General features: G+C 70.5%; 13 protein-coding genes. 9 read left to right on the forward strand and 4 right to left on the reverse strand.

Annotated features, from left to right (window positions below; translation table 11 throughout):
- Nucleotides 1-82: 82 nt before the first annotated feature.
- Together rpoC and rpoB are read right to left on the reverse strand one after the other, a co-directional pair.
- Complete coding sequence (gene rpoC / locus BLQ67_RS05255) at nucleotides 83-3,970, reverse strand: DNA-directed RNA polymerase subunit beta' (RefSeq protein ID WP_092503107.1); 3,888 nt, start codon at nucleotides 3,968-3,970, stop codon at nucleotides 83-85.
- Nucleotides 3,971-4,007: 37 nt separating this feature from the next.
- On the reverse strand, nucleotides 4,008-7,592 hold the full coding sequence (rpoB, locus tag BLQ67_RS05260) for a DNA-directed RNA polymerase subunit beta (RefSeq protein ID WP_092503109.1): 3,585 nt from the start codon (nucleotides 7,590-7,592) through the stop codon (nucleotides 4,008-4,010).
- Nucleotides 7,593-7,907: 315 nt separating this feature from the next.
- Here rpoB and BLQ67_RS05265 point away from each other — a divergent pair, with 315 nt between their 5' ends.
- From BLQ67_RS05265 to BLQ67_RS05295, 7 genes are all read left to right on the forward strand, one after another.
- Nucleotides 7,908-8,741 (forward strand): spermidine synthase, encoded by an 834-nt coding sequence (locus BLQ67_RS05265; RefSeq protein WP_407922485.1) that lies wholly within the window; start codon nucleotides 7,908-7,910, stop codon nucleotides 8,739-8,741.
- A gap of 92 nt (nucleotides 8,742-8,833) precedes the next feature.
- Entirely contained in the window at nucleotides 8,834-9,454 is a 621-nt protein-coding gene (locus BLQ67_RS05270) for a hypothetical protein (RefSeq protein ID WP_092503111.1), read from the forward strand.
- 376 nt (nucleotides 9,455-9,830) lie between these two features.
- A complete protein-coding gene (locus BLQ67_RS05275; protein WP_092503113.1) occupies nucleotides 9,831-11,006 on the forward strand; it encodes a polyamine ABC transporter substrate-binding protein in 1,176 nt (391 codons plus the stop codon).
- A 2-nt stretch (nucleotides 11,007-11,008) separates the two neighbouring features.
- Nucleotides 11,009-12,139 carry an ABC transporter ATP-binding protein gene (locus BLQ67_RS05280; protein ID WP_092503115.1) on the forward strand — a complete coding sequence of 377 codons (1,131 nt, stop codon included), beginning with the start codon at nucleotides 11,009-11,011 and terminating at the stop codon, nucleotides 12,137-12,139.
- Nucleotides 12,136-13,071, forward strand: a complete 936-nt coding sequence (locus tag BLQ67_RS05285; protein WP_092503117.1) for an ABC transporter permease — start codon at nucleotides 12,136-12,138, stop codon at nucleotides 13,069-13,071. Before BLQ67_RS05280 ends, BLQ67_RS05285 begins: the two co-directional genes overlap by 4 nt.
- On the forward strand, nucleotides 13,068-13,931 hold the full coding sequence (locus BLQ67_RS05290) for an ABC transporter permease (protein ID WP_231945174.1): 864 nt from the start codon (nucleotides 13,068-13,070) through the stop codon (nucleotides 13,929-13,931). The genes BLQ67_RS05285 and BLQ67_RS05290 overlap by 4 nt, the downstream gene beginning before the upstream one ends.
- A 65-nt stretch (nucleotides 13,932-13,996) precedes the next feature.
- On the forward strand, nucleotides 13,997-15,637 hold the full coding sequence (locus BLQ67_RS05295; RefSeq protein ID WP_231945175.1) for an amidohydrolase: 1,641 nt from the start codon (nucleotides 13,997-13,999) through the stop codon (nucleotides 15,635-15,637).
- A gap of 198 nt (nucleotides 15,638-15,835) precedes the next feature.
- On the opposite strand, the gene BLQ67_RS05300 is transcribed toward BLQ67_RS05295, so the two are convergent.
- The gene (locus BLQ67_RS05300; protein ID WP_092503119.1) at nucleotides 15,836-16,588 is read right to left on the reverse strand and encodes an SDR family NAD(P)-dependent oxidoreductase; all 753 of its coding nucleotides are present in this window, start codon (nucleotides 16,586-16,588) and stop codon (nucleotides 15,836-15,838) included.
- Between the two features lie 276 nt (nucleotides 16,589-16,864).
- Between BLQ67_RS05300 and BLQ67_RS05305 the strand changes: the two genes are divergently transcribed.
- Nucleotides 16,865-17,314 (forward strand): SprT-like domain-containing protein, encoded by a 450-nt coding sequence (locus BLQ67_RS05305; RefSeq protein WP_092506788.1) that lies wholly within the window; start codon nucleotides 16,865-16,867, stop codon nucleotides 17,312-17,314.
- Complete coding sequence (locus BLQ67_RS05310; RefSeq protein WP_092503121.1) at nucleotides 17,311-18,132, forward strand: spermidine synthase; 822 nt, start codon at nucleotides 17,311-17,313, stop codon at nucleotides 18,130-18,132. Before BLQ67_RS05305 ends, BLQ67_RS05310 begins: the two co-directional genes overlap by 4 nt.
- A gap of 264 nt (nucleotides 18,133-18,396) precedes the next feature.
- Here BLQ67_RS05310 and BLQ67_RS05315 read toward each other — a convergent pair whose 3' ends face one another.
- On the reverse strand, nucleotides 18,397-18,843 hold the full coding sequence (locus BLQ67_RS05315; RefSeq protein WP_157674680.1) for a hypothetical protein: 447 nt from the start codon (nucleotides 18,841-18,843) through the stop codon (nucleotides 18,397-18,399).
- Nucleotides 18,844-18,979: the final 136 nt, after the last annotated feature.

Here is an 18,979-nt window from a genome sequence, read left to right on the forward strand (position 1 = left end):
GGCCGGGGAGGCACGCGGGCTCGCCCGGGAACGCCGAAGGGCCGCGCCTCGCGGCACGGCCCTTCGGGATGGATCGGTCAGATCAGCGGTAGACGCCCGGCTCGTCGCCGAACGAGTCGCCCGAGGTGAACGAGTCGAAGTCGACGAAGTCGAGGTCGCCGTCGCCGAACGACGACGCGTCGCCGAACAGACGGTTCGGGTAGCGCTCCGCCTTCGCCTCCTCGGTGGCTTCCACCTCCACATCGCGGTACCGGTGCAGACCGGTACCCGCGGGGATGAGCTTGCCGATGATGACGTTCTCCTTGAGGCCGACGAGGGAGTCCTTGCGGCCGTTGAGCGCGGCCTCCGTGAGCACCTTCGTCGTCTCCTGGAACGAGGCGGCCGACAGCCACGACTCCGTCGCGAGCGACGCCTTCGTGATGCCCATGACCTCCTGGCGGGCCGACGCGGTCTTCTTGCCCGACGTCAGCGCAGCACGGTTGAGGTCGTTGTACCGCGAACGGTCGACGAGCTCACCCGGCAGCAGGTCGGTCTCGCCGTGGTCGACGACGGTGACCTTGCGGAGCATCTGACGGACGATGACCTCGATGTGCTTGTCGTGGATCGGCACACCCTGCGAGCGGTACACGTCCTGCACGCCGGACACCAGGTGCTTCTGCACCTCGCGCACGCCTCGCACGCGCAGCACCTCCTTGGGGTCGATCGCGCCGACCTGGAGCTGCTCGCCCTGCTCGACGTGGTCGCCGTCCTGCACCATGAGCGTCGCACGACGCAGCACCGGGTAGGCGATCTCGTCGCTGCCGTCGTCGGGGACGATGACGATGCGCTTCGCCTTCTCGTCCTCCTCGATGCGCACGCGGCCTGCGGCCTCGGCGATCGGGGAGGCACCCTTGGGCGTGCGGGCCTCGAAGAGCTCCGTCACGCGGGGCAGACCCTGCGTGATGTCGCTCGCGCCCACGGAGCCACCGGTGTGGAACGTACGCATCGTGAGCTGCGTGCCGGGCTCGCCGATCGACTGGGCCGCGATGATGCCGACGGCCTCGCCGATGTCGACGAGCTTGCCCGTCGCCAGCGAACGGCCGTAGCAGGCAGCGCAGACACCCGTGGTCGACTCGCAGGTCAGGACCGAGCGGACCTTGACCTCCTCGACGCCTGCAGCGATGACCGCGTTGATCTGCACGTCGCCGAAGTCGGCGCCGGCAGCCGCGAGCACCGTGCCGTCGGGGGCGACGACGTCGGCAGCGAGCGTACGGGCGTACACCGACGACTCGACGTTCTCGCCGCGCACCAGCACGCCGTCGATCGTCTCGCCGATGGGCATGTCGAGGCCGCGCTCGGTGCCGCAGTCCTCCTCGCGGATGATGACGTCCTGCGACACGTCGACGAGACGACGCGTGAGGTAGCCCGAGTCGGCGGTACGGAGGGCCGTGTCCGCCGAGCCCTTGCGAGCACCGTGCGTGGCGATGAAGTACTCCGCCACCGACAGACCCTCGCGGTACGACGAGATGATCGGACGGGGGATGACCTCGCCCTTCGGGTTCGTCACGAGACCGCGCATGCCGGTGATGTTGCGGACCTGGATCCAGTTGCCGTTGGCGCCAGCCGTGACCATGCGGTAGATGGAGTTGTTCTCGTCGAACGCCTCCTGCGTGGCCTTCTGCACCTCGTTCGTGGCGTTGGTCCACAGCTCGGTGAGGTCCTGACGACGCTCGGCATCGGAGATGAAGCCGTTGTCGTACTGGTCCTGCACCTTCTGCGCCGCGACCTCGGCCTTGGCGACGATCGCCTTCTTCTCCGCCGGCGTGATGACGTCGGAGAGGGCGACCGAGATGCCCGAGCGCGTGGCCCAGTGGAAGCCGGCGTCCTTGATCTTGTCGAGCGTCTCCGCCACGACGACCTTCGGGTACCGCTCCGCGAGCGCGTTCACGATCTGCGAGATGACCGGCTTGGTCGTCGCCTCCTGCACGAACGGGAAGTCCGCGGGGAGGGTCTCGGCGAACAGCGCGCGACCCAGCGACGTCTCGAGCAGGAACGGCTCGCCGTCGACGAAGCCCTCGGGACGGTCCTGCTCGCGGAAGTGCAGACCCTCGATGCGGATCTTCACCTGCGCGCCCAGGTCGAGCGAGCCCTGGTCCATCGCCATGATCGCCTCGGCGACCGACGAGAACGCACGGCCCTCACCCGTCGCGCCCGGCTTCACCGTCGTGAGGTGGTGCAGACCCGACACGATCTCGTGCGTGGGCAGCGTCACCGGACGGCCGTCGGACGGCTTCAGGATGTTGTTCGACGCCAGCATGAGGATGCGGGCCTCGGCCTGCGCCTCCACCGACAGGGGAAGGTGCACGGCCATCTGGTCGCCGTCGAAGTCGGCGTTGAACGCCGAGCAGACGAGCGGGTGCAGCTGGATGGCCTTGCCCTCGACGAGCAGCGGCTCGAACGCCTGGATGCCGAGACGGTGCAGCGTGGGTGCACGGTTCAGCAGCACGGGGCGCTCGGAGATGATCTCCTCGAGCACGTCCCACACCTGCGGCTTCGAACGCTCCACCATGCGCTTGGCGTGCTTGATGTTCTGCGAGTGCTGCAGGTCGATGAGGCGCTTGATGACGAACGGCTTGAACAGCTCGAGCGCCATCTGCTTCGGCAGGCCGCACTGGTGCAGCTTGAGCTGCGGGCCGACGACGATGACCGAACGGCCCGAGTAGTCGACGCGCTTGCCGAGCAGGTTCTGACGGAACCGGCCCTGCTTGCCCTTCAGCATGTCCGAGAGCGACTTCAGCGCGCGGTTGCCGGTGCCCGTGACGGGACGGCCACGACGGCCGTTGTCGAACAGGGCGTCGACAGCCTCCTGCAGCATGCGCTTCTCGTTGTTCACGATGATCTCGGGAGCACCGAGGTCGAGCAGGCGACGCAGGCGGTTGTTGCGGTTGATGACGCGACGGTAGAGGTCGTTCAGGTCGGAGGTCGCGAAGCGGCCACCGTCGAGCTGCACCATGGGGCGCAGCTCCGGCGGGATCACCGGCACGACGTCGAGCACCATCGCAGCCGGGCTGTTGCCCGTCTGCAGGAACGAGTTCACGACCTTGAGGCGCTTGATCGCACGGATCTTGCGCTGGCCCTTGCCCTCGGCGATCTCGGTGTGCAGGTTCTCGGCCTCGGTCTTGAGGTCGAACGCGAGCAGGCGACGCTTGATCGCCTCCGCACCCATGTAGCCCTCGAAGTAGTCGCCGAAGCGGTCCACGAGGTCGTGGAAGACGGCGTCCTCGGGCTTCAGGTCGCCGACCTTCAGCGAGCGGAAGTCGTCGAACACGCGCTCGAGGTGCGCGATCTGCTCGTCGGTGCCCTTGCGGATCTGCGCCATCTCGCGCTCGCCCGCGTCGCGGACCTTGCGCTTCTGGTCGGCCTTCGCGCCCTCCTCCTCGAGCTGGGCGACGTCGGTCTCCAGCTGCTGCAGGCGGTCGGCGATGGCCGAGTCGCGGCGCTTCTCGAGCTCCGCCATCTCGAGGCGGATCTCCTGCTCGATGCCGGGCAGGTCCTCGTGACGGCCGTCCTCGTCGATCTCGATGATCATGTACGCGGCGAAGTAGATGACCTTCTCGAGGTCCTTCGGCGCCATGTCGAGGAGGTAGCCGAGACGGCTCGGCACGCCCTTGAAGTACCAGATGTGCGTGACGGGGGCGGCGAGCTCGATGTGGCCCATGCGCTCACGGCGCACCGACGACTTCGTGACCTCGACACCGCAGCGCTCGCAGACGATGCCCTTGAAGCGCACGCGCTTGTACTTGCCGCACGAGCACTCCCAGTCCCGCGAGGGACCGAAGATCTGCTCGCCGAACAGCCCGTCCTTCTCGGGCTTCAGCGTGCGGTAGTTGATGGTCTCCGGCTTCTTCACCTCGCCGTACGACCACTTGCGGATGTCCTCCGCAGTGGCCAGGCCGATCCGGAGCTCATCGAACGTGGTTGCGTCGATCAATGTTGTTCCCTTGGCTGAATCTTCGTAGCGGACCGGATCAGATCTCGTCGATCGACGAGAGCTCCGGACGCGAGATGTTGATGCCGAGCTCCTCGGCGGTGCGGAGGGCCTCGTCCTCGTCGTCACGCAGGGTGACGACCTCGCCGGCGGCGTTGAGCACCTCGACGTTCAGGCAGAGCGACTGCATCTCCTTCATGAGCACCTTGAAGGACTCGGGGATGCCGGGGTCGTGGATGTTCTCGCCCTTGACGATCGCCTCGTACACCTTCACGCGGCCGACGATGTCGTCGGACTTCACCGTCAGGAGCTCCTGGAGCGTGTACGCAGCGCCGTATGCCTCGAGCGCCCACACCTCCATCTCGCCGAAGCGCTGGCCACCGAACTGCGCCTTTCCACCGAGCGGCTGCTGGGTGATCATCGAGTACGGACCCGTCGAGCGCGCGTGGATCTTGTCGTCGACGAGGTGGTGCAGCTTCAGGATGTACATGTAGCCGACCGAGATCGGGTACGGGTACGGCTCGCCCGAGCGGCCATCGAACAGACGGGCCTTGCCCGAGCCGTCGATGAGACGGTCGCCGTCGCGCGTCGGGAGCGTCGAGTCGAGGAGACCGATGATCTCCTCCTCCGTCGCACCGTCGAACACGGGGGTGGCGACCTTCGTGCCGGGACCGGCCTTGAGGATCTCCTTGGGCAGGTTCTTCGCCCACTCCGCCTTCGCGTCGGCATCCCAGCCCGTCGCCGCGATCCACCCGAGGTGGGTCTCGAGCACCTGGCCGAAGTTCATGCGCTTCGGGATGCCCAGCGGGTTCAGGACGATGTCGACCGGCGTGCCGTCGGGGAGGAACGGCATGTCCTCCTCGGGCAGGATCTTCGCGATGACGCCCTTGTTGCCGTGACGGCCGGCGAGCTTGTCGCCCTCGGTGATCTTGCGCTTCTGCGCGATGTAGACCACGACCTTCTCGTGCACGCCCGAGCCCAGCTCGTCGTCGCCATCCTCGGCGTTGAAGTGCTTCACCGCGATGACGGTGCCCTGCTCGCCGTGGGGCACCTTGAGCGACGTGTCGCGCACCTCGCGGCTCTTCTCGTTGAAGATCGCGCGGAGCAGACGCTCCTCGGCCGACAGCTCGGTCTCGCCCTTCGGCGTGACCTTGCCGACGAGGATGTCGCCGGGACGCACCTCGGCGCCGATGCGGATGATGCCGCGCTCGTCGAGGTCGGCCATGAGGTCGAGGCTCACGTTGGGGAGGTCACGCGTGATCTCCTCCTTGCCGAGCTTCGTGTCACGGGCGTCGACCTCGTACTCCTCGATGTGGATCGAGGAGAGGACGTCGTCCTTCACGAGGTTCTGGCTGAGGATCATGGCGTCCTCGTAGTTGTGGCCCTCCCACGGCATGAACGCCACGAGGAGGTTCTTGCCGAGCGCCAGCTCGCCGTTCTCGGTCGCGGGGCCATCGGCGATGACCTGGCCGACCTCGACGCGGTCGCCCGCCGAGACGATGACGCGCGTGTTGTACGACGTGCCCTGGTTCGAGCGGTCGAACTTGCGCAGGTAGTACGTCTGCGTGCCGCCCTCGTCGAGCTGCACCGTGACGACGTCCGCCGAGACCTCGGCGATGACGCCGGCCTTGTCGGCCGTCACCACGTCGCCGGCGTCGATGGCTGCGAAGCCCTCCATGCCGGTGCCGACGAGCGGCGAGTCGCTGCGGAGCAGCGGCACGGCCTGACGCTGCATGTTCGCACCCATGAGGGCGCGGTTCGCGTCGTCGTGCTCGAGGAACGGGATGAGGCTCGTCGCGACCGACGCCATCTGGCGCGGCGAGACGTCCATGTAGTCGACGCGCTCGGGCGTGATGAGCTCGACCTCGCCGCCCTTCTTGCGGGCGATGACCTTCTCCGACGTCAGGCGACCCTTGGCGTCGAACGGCGAGTTCGCCTGCGCGATCGTGTGCTCGTCCTCCTCGGAGGCCGTCAGGTAGTCGATCTGCTCGGTGACGACGCCGTCGACGACGCGACGGTACGGCGTCTCGATGAACCCGAACGCGTTGATGCGGCCGAACGTCGCGAGACGACCGATGAGGCCGATGTTCGGACCCTCAGGGGTCTCGATCGGGCACATGCGGCCGTAGTGCGACGGGTGCACGTCACGGACCTCGACGCCTGCACGCTCACGCGAGAGGCCACCGGGGCCGAGCGCCGACAGCGTGCGCTTGTGGGTCAGGCCCGCGAGCGGGTTGTTCTGATCCATGAACTGCGACAGCTGCGACGTGCCGAAGAACTCCTTGATCGCCGCCGACACGGGGCGGACGTTGATCAGGGTCTGCGGCGTGATCGCCTCGATGTCCTGCGTCGACATGCGCTCGCGCACGACGCGCTCCATGCGAGCCAGACCCGTGCGGACCTGGTTCTGGATGAGCTCGCCGACCGCGCGGATGCGGCGGTTGCCGAAGTGGTCGATGTCATCGGTGTCCAGGCGGATGTCGACGGCCTCGCCCTTGCGGACGCCGGGCAGCGTGGTCTCCTGCGCGTGCAGCGCGACGAGGTACTTGATGGTCGCGACGATGTCGTCGACCGAGAGCACCGAGTCGCTCATGGGCACGTCGATGCCGAGCTTGCGGTTGACCTTGTAGCGGCCGACCTTCGCGAGGTCGTAGCGCTTCGGGTTGAAGTAGAAGTTGTCGAGCAGCGCGCGCGCAGCCTCGGCAGCGACCTGCTCGCCCGGACGGAGCTTGCGGTAGATGTCGCGGAGGGCGTCCTCCTTCGACATCACCGGGTCCTTCTCGAGGGTGGCGAGGATCGACTCGTAGCCTGCGAACTCGCGGGCGATGTCCTCGGTCTCGAGGCCCAGGGCCTTGAGGAAGATCGTGACCGACTGCTTGCGCTTGCGGTCGATGCGCACGCCGACGGCGTCGCGCTTGTCGATCTCGAACTCGAGCCATGCACCACGGCTCGGGATGACGCGAGCCGAGTAGACGTCCTTGTCGGAGGTCTTGTCGGCGGTGCGCTCGAAGTAGACGCCCGGCGAACGCACGAGCTGGGACACGACGACACGCTCGGTGCCGTTGATGATGAACGTGCCCTTCTCGGTCATGAGCGGGAAGTCGCCCATGAAGACCGTCTGCGACTTGATCTCGCCGGTCTCGTGGTTCATGAACTCGGCGGCCACGTAGAGGGGCGCCGCGTACGTCTTCGAGCGCTCCTTGCACTCGTCGATCGTGTACTTCGGCTCCTCGAGGGACGGCTCCGAGAAGGAGAGCTGCATCTTCTCGCCCAGATCCTCGATGGGCGAGATCTCCTCGAAGATCTCCTCCAGGCCGGACTGACGGGAGACGTCGTCGCGCCCCTCCGCCTCGGCCGCGGCCAGCCGGTCCTGCCAGGCCTTCGAGCCGATGAGCCACTCGAAGCTCTCGGTCTGGAGCGCCAGCAGGTCGGGGACCGTCAGGGTCTCGGGGATCTTCGCGAAGCTCAGTCGGGCGGCGCTGCGCCCGGTGATGGCATCTGCCAAGGTGACTACCTCCGTGCCGCATGCGGGTTGCAGCCGCTGCGGGTCGACGTCGTAAGGTGAGTTGCCATCCGGCCCCGATGAAGCGCTCGAGAGCGCACGCCGACCGCAATATGAGGGCATGGGGAAGCCAGAGGCAAACTCCTACGATACGCGCGGCGGATTCTCGTGTCCACTCCCGGCGTGTCTCGCGATCCCCCGATCCGTGCGCTCGCGGCGAACGCGTCCGTCTCGCGGCGACCTCGCCAGTCGATTGGCCGCCTTCTGCGATCGGTTGGCCGCCTTTCGCGTGATTGGCCACCTTCTGCGATCGATTGGCCACCTCTTGCGACCGATCCCGGTCGATCGGCGCCAATTGGCGCCAATCGATCTGCAGCCCCGGCGGGAAAGGGACAGCGCCGTCGCCAGGACCCGGGCGGCACGCGGCAGGATGGGGGCGTGTCCGCACTCCCCTCGACGACGCTCTCGAACGGCATGCACGCCGAGATGCGCTTCTCGGGCGACGGCGGCTACCAGCTCGTCGTCGACGGCACGCCCCAGTCGCACGTCGACCCCGAGCGCCCCGAGCTGCTCGTCTACGAGTACGTGCAGCGCATCGGCCACGTGCTCGACGCCATGCGCCCCGGCCCGCTCACGGCCGTGCACCTCGGCGCCGGCGCTCTCACGCTCCCCCGCTACGTCGCCCGCACGCGGCCCGGCTCGCGCCAGCAGGTCATCGAGCTCGAGCCCGGCATCGTCGAGATCGTGCGCGAGGTCGCGCCGCTGCCGCGCGAGGCGAGCATCCGCATCCGCTACGGGGATGCGCGCGCCGTGCTCGAGCGCCTGCCCGGCGGGCTCGTGGGCGCGTGCGATCTCGTGATCGTCGACGTGTTCGCCGGCTCGCAGACCCCGGCGCACGTGACGTCGGTCGAGTTCCACGAGCGGGTGCGCGCGCTGCTGGCGCCCGGCGGCGTGCTGTGCGTCAACCTCGCCGACGGCCGCGAGCTGCGCTTCGTGCGCTCGCAGCTCGCGACGCTCACGCACGTGCACCCGCACGTCGCGGCGATCGCCGACACCGGGTTCCTCAAGGGCCGGCGCTACGGCAACCTCGTCGCCGTCGCCTCCGACGAGCCGCTGCGCCTCGACGGCGTGCCCGCGGCGCTGCAGCGCGACCCGTGGCCCGCGAAGGTCGTCGAGGGCGACGAGCTGCGGCGCTTCGCGTCGAGCGGCGCCATCGTGACCGACGCGACGGCGCTGCCCTCGCCGCCGCCCAACCGCTCGGTCTTCGGGTAGCGGCACGGCGCCGCCTCGGGGCTCGCCATGAGTCTCGGATGCGTCGGGCGATGCGCGCGGATCGCGTCGGTGGTCGGGTGCAGGATGTGCGCATGCATGCGGTGCTCGGCTTCGACGTGACGACGTTGCGTCCGACGGTCGACGTCGCCGCCGCGACGGCGCGCATCGACGCCATCGGGCTGTCGCGGGCGATGGCCGACCTCGCCGAGCGCGCCTGGCTGCTGCTCGCGATCGGCCGCGTCGACGAGGCGGCAGGCAGCGCCGCGCGAGCGCTCATGGTCGCGCGCGCCACGGGCGATCGGCGCGAGAGCGCGCGGATGCGGCTGCTGCGCGCCGCGATCGCCGTCGGCGGCGGCCAGCTGGTCGCCGCATTGCGCGACTGCGACTCCGTCGTCGACGAGGCACGCGCATCGGGCTGGGATGCCGTGCTCGCCGAGGCGCTGCACGAGCGGGGCGTCGCGCGCTTCGCGGCGCAGCGCTGGCGCGAGGCGGCCGACGACCTCGCCGAGTCGCTCGCGCTGCTGCGCGCCGCGCAGTCGACGGCCGGCGACCTCGCCGCGGCGGGCGAGGTCGACGAGGCGGGCGACGCCGCCCGGGCCGAGGCGATCGATGCCGCCGAGGTGTCGCTGCTCGTCGCGCTCGACCGCGCGGATCGCGCCGAGGGTGCCACAGGGCGGGCGCGGCCGACGCATCCGCTGTTCGGCGGGCGCTGAGCGCACCGCCCTCAGCCCTCCAGCTGGTCGAGGAGGCCCCGAGCGCAGCGAGGAGCCGTCACGAGACCTCGCGAGGTGCTCGCTCGACGCGACCATGCGCGTGGCTGCGCGGGAGCGGCGGTCGCGTGGTCTCGTGACGCGGGCTCGCCCAGGGGCTGGCGCGCTCCTCGACCAGCTGGTGAGGGCCCGCGTACCCCGATCCGTCGCCGTTCGCGGGGTTCGGCTTCGGAATGCGTCGCGTGTGTTGCACAGGGGTCACGGATCGGTGACGATCCGATCTCGCGACCACCGGATCCATTGCCCCGGCCGCATCCGCCCACCTACGCTCCTGGAAACCGAGCGCCCGACGCGCGGCGCCCAGCCCCAAGGAGCACCGATGGCACGACGACCCATCCGCATCCTCGCGAGCCGCGCAGGCTCGCAGGCGATCACGAGCGAACTCACGCGTCGCGGCTTCCTCGCCGTCGCCGCAGGCTCGGGCGCGACGGCCTTCCTCGCGGCATGCTCCGGCCCGTCGACGAGCGAGGCTCCCGAGGCGACGGGCGGCGCGCTCGAGGATGCGCTCGCCATCTACACGTGGGGCGACTACGACGCCCCCGAGACCCTCACGGGGTTCACCGACGCCGAGGGCCCGCAGATCACCCTCGACTCCTACTCGTCGAACGAGGAGATGATCGCGCGCCTCGTCGCCGCCAACGGCACCTCGGGCTTCGACATCATCGTGCCGACGGGCGTGTTCATCCCGCAGCTCATCGAGCAGGGCCTCATCCAGGAGCTCAACCTCGACCTCATCCCCAACCTCGCGAACCTCGACCCGGCGTTCGCGGCGCAGGACTGGGATCCCGAGAACGCGTACTCGATCTGCAAGGACTGGGGCACGACGGGCTTCGTGTTCGACTCGACCGCCATCAGCCGCGACCTCGTGACGTGGGAGGACTTCCTCGACGCGGCGCAGAACGAGGCGAGCGGCCGCACGAGCCTGCTCGACGCCCCCGAGAACATCACAGGCCTCTACTTCTGGGCCAACGGCATCCCGTGGACGACGACCGACGAGGCCGACCTCGCCGCCGCCGAGGACTTCCTCGTGAACACGCTCGCGCAGCACATCTCGGCGTTCGACTCGTACCCGGGCTCCGGCGCCATGCAGCAGGGCACGCAGGTGCTCATGCAGTGCTGGAACGGCGATGCGCGACTCGGCATCCTCGAGTCCGAGGACCCCGACCGCTGGCAGTGGCGCCTCGGTGCTCCCGACACCGAGCTGTGGATGGACAACTGGTGCATCCCCGTGGGCGCACCTCACCCCGAGGCCGCGCACGCGTTCATCGACTACGTGCTCGACCCCGTGGTGTCGCTGCAGGAGCTCGACTACATCGGCTACCACACGGGCGTCGCCGGCATCGAGGACGCCGCGAACGCCGAGGGTCTCGAGCGCACCGACATCGTGTTCTTCACCGAGGAGCAGCTCGCCACGATGCACAACGGCGAGGTCAACGATGCGCAGCCGCGCGGCGTGGAGATCTGGAACGCCATGAAGGCTGCGGCGGGCCAGTAGGCATGACCGACACGGCAGCGCAGGCAGCGCTCCACGCGGCCGCCGAGGCGCAGGCGGGCGACGTCACCCTCACCGGCGTCACCAAGCGGTACGGCGACGCCGTGGCCGTCGACGGCCTCGACCTGCACATCGCGCAGGGCGAGTTCCTGTCGCTGCTCGGCCCGTCGGGCTGCGGCAAGACGACGACGCTGCGCATGATCGCCGGCTTCGAGGAGCCCGACGCGGGTGACATCCGCATCTCGGGCGCCTCGGTCGTGGGCGTGCCGCCGCACCGGCGGCACGTCAACACCGTCTTCCAGCAGTACGCGCTCTTCCCGCACCTCACGGTCGCCGAGAACGTCGCGTTCGGGCTGCGCCGCACGCGCGTGCCACGATCCGAGATCGGCGACCGCGTCGTCGAGGCGCTCGACATGGTGCGGATGCGGTCGTTCGCCGACCGCAGGCCCACCGCGCTCTCGGGCGGCCAGCAGCAGCGCATCGCCCTCGCCCGCGCGCTCGTGAACCGGCCGTCGGTGCTGCTGCTCGACGAGCCCCTGTCGGCGCTCGACCGGCAGCTGCGCGAGGAGATGCAGGTCGAGCTCAAGCTGCTGCAGGCGCGCCTCGGCACGACGTTCGTGTTCGTGACGCACGACCAGGGCGAGGCGCTGTCGATGAGCGACCGCATCGCCGTGATGCGCGCGGGCCGCATCGAGCAGCTCGCCGACGCCGACACCGTCTACGGCTCCCCCGCATCCGCGTACGTCGCCGGCTTCATCGGCAGGCAGAACTTCTTCGCGGGCACCGCCTCGGGTGCGCTCGTGGAGGCCGACGGCGTCACGCTGCGCGGCACCGCCGACCTCGTGGCCGGCACGCAGGTGCGCGCCGCCATCCGCCCCGAGGCCGTGACGCTCGCAGCGGGCGAGGATGCGGGCGAGAACCGCATCATCGGCCGGCTCGTGGGCATCAGCCACCTCGGCGAGTCGATGCAGTTCATCGTCGAGTCGGGCCGCCACTCCATCGTGGTGCTCACGCCGCGCCCGACGGCGCCGCGCGTCGAGCCCGGCGAGGCCGTGACGTTGTCGTGGTCGCCCGCCGACGTCGCCGTCTTCCCCGACGAGACCGTCGCAGCACCCGCCGAGGAGCCCTCGGCGTGACGGCGCTCGGCTCCGCCCCGCGCCGCGCGGCGACGCCCCCGCCGCGCCGCCGCCTGCGTGCCCCCGCGTTCCTGCTGGCGCTGCCCGCGTGGTGCTGGTTGCTCGTCTTCTTCGTCGCGCCCGTCGGCCTCGTGCTCTACTACTCGTTCGGCTACAAGCCGAGCCTGTTCGAGACCGTCGCGACCGACCAGCTGTCGTTCGACCGCTACCTCGAGGCGCTCTCGCCGACCTTCGCCTCCGTGTTCCTCAACACGCTCTGGGTCGGCGTGATCGGCACGATCCTGTGCCTCCTCATCGCCATGCCGGCCGCGTACTGGATCGCCACGAAGGTGCCCGCGCATCGCCGCGGCCTCATGCTCGGGCTCGTGCTCGTGCCCTTCTGGACGAACTTCCTCGTGCGCACCATCGGCTGGCGCGTCATGCTCGCGCCCGAGGGCTTCCTGTCGGAGTGGATGATGGCGCTCGGGCTCGGCCCGATCGAGCTGCTGAACACGCGCGCCGCCGTGCTCATCGGCGTCGTCTACAACTACCTGCCGCTCATGATCCTGCCGCTGTACGTCGCGTTCGACCGCGTCGAGGGGCCGCTGCGCGAGGCGAGCAAGGACCTCGGTGCCGACCGCGTGCGCACCTTCCTCACCGTGACGCTGCCGCTCGCGCGCCCCGGCATCGTCGCGGGCGTGCTCTTCGTCTACATCCCGCTCATGGGCGACTACATCACGGCGACCGTGCTCGGCGGCGCGCAGGGCACCATGGCCGGGCAGCTGGTGGCGAGCCAGTTCCAGACGGCGCAGAACTGGGCGCTCGGCTCGGCGATGGCCGTCGTGCTCATCCTCACCACCGTGCTGTCGGCCGTCGCCGCTGCGGCGATGCTGTGGCTCGTGACCTGGCCGGTGCGCTTCGCGACGCGCCTGCGGATCGGAGACGGATCGTGACCGCTCCCGCCGTGCGCCGCAGGCGCCGCCCCGTGACCGACGTGCTGCTGTCGGTGTGGGGCTGGCTCGTCATGGCCTTCCTCTTCGCGCCGATCCTCGTGATCGTCGTCTACTCGTTCAACGACGGACGTCTGCTGTCGGCGTGGGGCGGCTTCGGCTTCTCGGCGTACGAGGCGGCGTTCGCCAACCGGCAGATCGTCGCGACGGTGCTCGTGACCATCCGCGTCGCCATCTGGTCGGCGCTGCTCGCGACCGTGCTCGGCACGATGGCGGGCATCGCGCTCGCGCGGCGACCAGGCAGGTGGACCGTGTGGTTCACGGCGCTGCTGCTGCTCGTGACCGTGACGCCCGAGATCGTGGATGCCGTCGCCCTGCTGCCGTGGTTCGTGCAGCTGGGCACCGAGCTCGGCATCACGCTGCTCAACGACGGCATCGTGCGCCTCGCGATCGGCTCGTCGCTGTTCTCGACCGCCGTCGTCGCCTACCTCGTGCGCTCGCGCCTCGTGGGCATGGACGAGCACCTCGAGCACGCGGCGACCGACCTGTACGCGACGCCGTTCCAGGCGCTCACGCGCGTGACGCTGCCGCTCACGGCGCCCGCGGTGCTGTCGGGATTCCTGCTGTCGTTCACGCTGAGCCTCGACAACACGATCATCGCCGCGTTCGTCTCGGTGCAGGGCTCGACGCCGTGGCCGGTCTACATCCTCGGCTCCGTGCGGTCGGGGCTGCGGCCCGAGATCGCCGCGATGTCGACGGTGATGCTCGTGCTCACGCTGCTCGTGCTCGTGCTCGTCGCCGTCGTGCTGCGTCGCTCGGGCGACTCGACGGCGCAGATCGCCCGCACGATGACGGGCGGCTGACCCCACCCTCCCGACCGCTCGCGCGGTCGCACGCACCACACGACCCTCGACGGAAGGCGGACCACGTGGTCGACGCGATCTTCACGAACGGCCCGATCTTCACCGCCGACGCCGCCCGCTCGTGGGCGACGTCGCTCGCGGTGTCGGGCGACCGGATCGTGGCCGTGGGCCACGACGACGTGCTCGAGCTGCGCACCGCATCCACCGAGATCGTCGACCTCGGCGGCCGCCTGCTGACGCCCGGCTTCGTCGACAGCCACGTGCATCCCGCGTGGGGCGGCCTGGACATGCTGCGCTGCGACCTCGCCGGCAGCGACGTGTCGCGCGACGCGTACCTCGACGCGATCGCCGACTACGTCGCCGAGCACCCCGACGAGCCGTGGCTGCTCGGCGGCGGGTGGGCGATGGCGGCGTTCCCCGGCGGCACGCCGCTGGCCTCCGACCTCGATCGGATCGTGCCCGATCGCCCCGCCTTCATCACGAACCGCGACGGGCACGGCGCGTGGGCGAACTCGGTGGCGCTGCGCCTCGCCGGCATCACCGCATCCACCCCCGACCCCGCGGATGGGCGCATCGAGCGCCTCGCCGACGGCTCGCCGAGCGGCACGCTGCACGAGGGTGCCATGACGCTCGTGAACCGGCACATCCCCGTCGAGTCGCCCGAGCGGATGGCCGAGGCGCTGCGCGTGGCGCAGCGGTACCTGCACTCGCTCGGCATCGTCGGCTGGCAGGACGCGATCCTCGGCGACTACGGCGACGCCCCGAACCCCGGGCCGACGTACCTCGCGCTCGCCTCGTCGGGCGAGCTCACCGCGCGGGTGCGCGGAGCGCTGTGGTGGGAGCGCGGGCGCGGCGTCGACCAGATCCCCGAGCTCGTCGAGCGGCGCGACGCGTGGACGGCAGGCACGTTCACGTCGACGAGCGTGAAGATCATGCAGGACGGCGTCGCCGAGAACTTCACCGCCGGCATGCTCGAGCCGTACTGCGACGGCCACGGGCACGCGACGGCGAACGACGGGCTGTCGTTCCACGACCCCGCCGTGCTCGCCGAGGCGCTGCCCGAGCTCGAGCGGCTCGGCTTCCAGGCGCACTTCCACGCGATCGGCGACCGCGCGGTGCGCGAGTGCCTGGACGCGGTCGAGGCCGCGCGCGCCGCGAACGGGTGGACGGACTCGCGGCCGCACATCTCGCACATCCAGGTCGTGCACCCTCTGGACCGGCCGCGGTTCCGGTCGCTGGGCGTCGCGGCGAACATGCAGATGCTGTGGGCCGTGTTCGAGGACCAGATGCTCGACCTCACGATCCCGTTCCTCGGTGGCGAGGGCGCAGACCGCGTCTCGTGGCAGTACCCGTTCGCGTCGCTCGCCGCCGCCGGCGCCGTGCTCGCCGCCGGGTCGGATTGGTCGGTGTCGACGCCCGACCCGTGGGCGGCGATCCACGTGGGCGTGAACCGCACCGAGCCGGGCACGCGCGGCGCGCGACCGTTCCTGCCGTCGGAGGCGCTGCCGCTACCGACCGCGCTCTCGGCCTACACGGCGGGCTCGGCGTGGCTGAACCGCTGGGAGTCGGGCGTGCTGGCCCCCGGCCGCCTCGCCGACCTCGCGATCGCCTCCCGCGACCCGTTCGCCGGCGCCCCCGACGAGATCGGCGACACCGCGAACGACGAGACCTGGGTCGGCGGCCGCAGGGTCTTCGTGCGGGAGTGAGCGATCACTTCTTGCGGTGATTGGTCACTTCTTGCGGTGATTGGTCACGTGATGTCGATGAGTGGTCAGTAGATGTCGCCGACACGCCGTCGGGACGACATCTACTGACCACTGTTGGACCGCTCGGGTGCGCACCGCATCCATCACCACCGCATGCGCGGCCGCGATCACCACCGCGACGCGCACACGAGCAGACGGCTAGTGCGCCGAGTACCCGCCATCCACCATGTGAGAGCTGCCCGTGATGAACGACGCCTCGTCGCTGAGCAGGAACAGCGTGAGCGCCGCGACCTCGGCGTCGGTGCCGAGTCGCTTCGTCGCGTGCTCGGCCTCGAGCGCCGTGATCGCCTCCGGCGAGAGCCCGGCACGCACCGCGGGGGTGTCGATGAACCCGGGAGCCACCGCGTTGGTGCGCACGCCGTCGGCGGAGTACTCGAGCGCCGCGACCTTCGTGAGCCCCGCGAGGGCGTGCTTCGCCGTCACGTACGCCGCGTTCTCGGCGAGGCCGACATGGCCGAGGACCGACGCCATGTTCACGATGGCACCGCCACCCGAGGCCACGATCGCGGGCAGCTCGTAGCGGAGACCGTAGAAGACGCCGTCGAGGTCGATCGCGCGCACGCGGTCCCACGTCTCGATGTCGTAGTCGCCGATCCGCTGCTGCGGCGCACCGATGCCGGCGTTGTTCACCGCGAGGTGCAGGCCGCCGTAGGTCGTCTGCGCGAAGGCCACCGCCGCCTCGGACTCCGCAGCCTTCGCGGTGTCGTGCGCGAACGCGACGGCCACGCCGCCTGCGGCAGCGATCGCATCGACCGTCGCCTGCGCCGCATCCAGGCGGATGTCGGTCACGACGACCTTCGCGCCCTCGGCGGCGAGCCTGCGCGAGATCTCCGCGCCGATGCCGCTGCCGCCGCCGGTGACGATCGCGACCTTGCCTTCGAACCTGGCCATGTGCCGGCCCCTCTTCCTTCGCTCTGCGAGCGGGTGCCGATCGGCGCCCGGGAGGTCGACAGGCGCGGGGTCCGGCGAGCGGCGCGAGGTGCGTCGTGCGAACGGGCGTCGCGTCGACGGGACCTCCATCTCGATCCAACCACCATCGGCGGGCTGCGCTTCCCACGGCTCGGCCGCGCCCGTCGGTGGGTGGTCGGTGCGACGATGGATGCGTGGGGATGCGGTCGGCTGCGCGGGTACGCGCGTGCGGTGCCCTCGCCGCGCTCGAGGTGCGGCGTGGCTGACCTCGCGCGCGTGCGGGTGTGGGCCGAGTCGCTCATCCGCATCCACCTCGACGACTCGTGGACGTTCGCGTTCGACCACGCGAAGCGGCGCGCGGGGCTGACGGATCATGCGACGCACCGCATCTCGGTGTCGCGGCACCTGGCGTCGCGGTACGAGGACGACGAGGTGCATCAGGTGCTGCTGCACGAGGTCGCGCATGCGCTCGCCGGCTTCGATGCCGGGCACGGCCCGCGGTGGCGGCGCGTGGCGAAGGAGCTCGGCTACGTGGGCGGGCGCCTGCACGACGGCGAGATCGCGTCGGAGCTCGCGCCGTGGATCGGCCGCTGCCCCGCCGGGCACGTGCACCATCGGTTCAGACGGCCGACGCGGGCGGCGAGCTGCGGGCAGTGCTCGAAGCGGTTCGACGCCGCGTACCGGATCGCGTGGGAGCACGTGCGGTGACGTCGGCGCCCGAGTCGGTGCGGCTGTCGAGCGGGCAGTCGGCGTCTATCGTCGTGCTCGACGACGGCTGGGCGCTCGAGATCGACGGGTTCCGCCAGTCGCACGTGGGCGACGACGCCGAGCCGTCGCCGCATGCGACGGTGCGGTGGATGCTCGCGGGGCTGTCGTCGCTGCTGGGTCCTGCTCCGCGCATCGCGCACCTCGGCGGGGCGGCGATGAGCCTGCCTCGGCAGGTCGCGCACGCGTGCCCGTCGGCCGCGCAGACCGTCGTCGAGCTGGAGCAGGCGATCGTCGACCTCGTCGTCGCCCACGCGCCGCCGCCTCGCGGGGTGTCGGTCGTGGTCGGCGATGCTCGGGCGTGGCTCGACGCGGCGCCCGCCGCCTCGTTCGAGGCCATCGCGATCGACGTCTACGCCGGCGGCCGCATCCCGCCGGCGCTCACGTCGCTCGAGTGCGCGCTCGCGGCCCGCGCTGCGCTCGTACCCGGCGGCCTGCTCGTGGTGAACGGCGTCGCCGGGCCCGAGCTGGACTTCACCGCATCCCACCTCGCGACGCTGTCGGCGGCGTTCGGCCATACGGCGCTCATCGTGCAGGGATCGGTGCTGGCCGGCGCGCGGTTCGGCAACGCGGTGCTGCTCGCGAGCACCTCGCCCATCGCACCCGACGCCATCCGCGCGGCGCTCGCGGGCGACGCGTCGCGGGGCGCGTTCGTGGGCGACGTCTCGCGCATCGTCGGCGACGCCGTGCCGCTGCAGGATGCCGACGAGCGGTGGTCGCCGGAGCCGATCCGCGCGGCGTTCATCCCGCCTGCGGGGTGAGTGCCTCGGGCGTCGCGCATCCGCTGGTCGGCGGCGACCCGTGGCGTGATTGGCGACTTCGACCAGGGTGATCGGCGAGTCGGACACGGTCGAAGTCGCCGATCGGTGGCGGAAGTCGCCGATCCCAGGTCGATTGGCCACTTCGTGTGGTGATTGGCCACTTCGTGCGGTGATTGGCCAGTTCCCGTAGGTGCGCACCGGTCGATTGGTCCACAACTGGACCAATCGGCGTCCGGCATGCAGCACGCGGGAGGCGCCGAGACGTCAGGCGGTCGCCGCGACCTCGCGCGTCGCACGCTCCGCGCGCACGAGGTGGCCCGTGGCGCCCCGCAGCGTGACCGCCGCAGCGCACGCGACGGCGGCCTGCGGCGAGTGGAAGTCGATGCCGCGATCGGCGAGCGCGTCGACGACTCGGCCGGCGACGAGGGTGTCGGCCACGCTCACGCGCAGCGAGCCGTCGGGCCACGCGTCGCCGGCGGCGGCGATCGTGATGGATGCGCGGCGACCGAGCCGCGTCTGCTCGACGAGCACGATCTCGGCGATCTCGTCGGCCGTCTCGAGCGTCGCGGCGAGCACGAGGCCCGCATCCGCGGCGCGCAGCGCGTCGCCCGACTCGCCCGCATCCGCGTCGGCGACGATCACGACGTCGGCGGGGTGGGCGCGCAGCGCCTGCACGCCCCACTCGAACTGGATCTGGTAGTCGGCGGACACGATCGCGAGCGTACGCGCGCACGGTGCGGCGCCGAGCATCCGCATGTCACGCAGCGTCACGGACGCGCGGGAGTCGTTGTGGGGTGCGCTTCTCCTGCTCAGGTGCGGCTCTCGGCGCACCTCAGCAGGAGAGGCG

The organism is Agrococcus jejuensis, assembly GCF_900099705.1.
GTDB classification, from domain to species: domain Bacteria; phylum Actinomycetota; class Actinomycetes; order Actinomycetales; family Microbacteriaceae; genus Agrococcus; species Agrococcus jejuensis.

Coding starts and splice junctions, on each gene's coding strand:
- rpoB (WP_092503109.1), bottom strand. CDS start 7,592: ATGCCCTCATATTGCGGTCGGCGTGCGCTCTCGAGCGCTTCATCGGGG.
- BLQ67_RS05270 (WP_092503111.1), top strand. CDS start 8,834: ATGCATGCGGTGCTCGGCTTCGACGTGACGACGTTGCGTCCGACGGTC.
- BLQ67_RS05275 (WP_092503113.1), top strand. CDS start 9,831: ATGGCACGACGACCCATCCGCATCCTCGCGAGCCGCGCAGGCTCGCAG.
- BLQ67_RS05280 (WP_092503115.1), top strand. CDS start 11,009: ATGACCGACACGGCAGCGCAGGCAGCGCTCCACGCGGCCGCCGAGGCG.
- BLQ67_RS05300 (WP_092503119.1), bottom strand. CDS start 16,588: ATGGCCAGGTTCGAAGGCAAGGTCGCGATCGTCACCGGCGGCGGCAGC.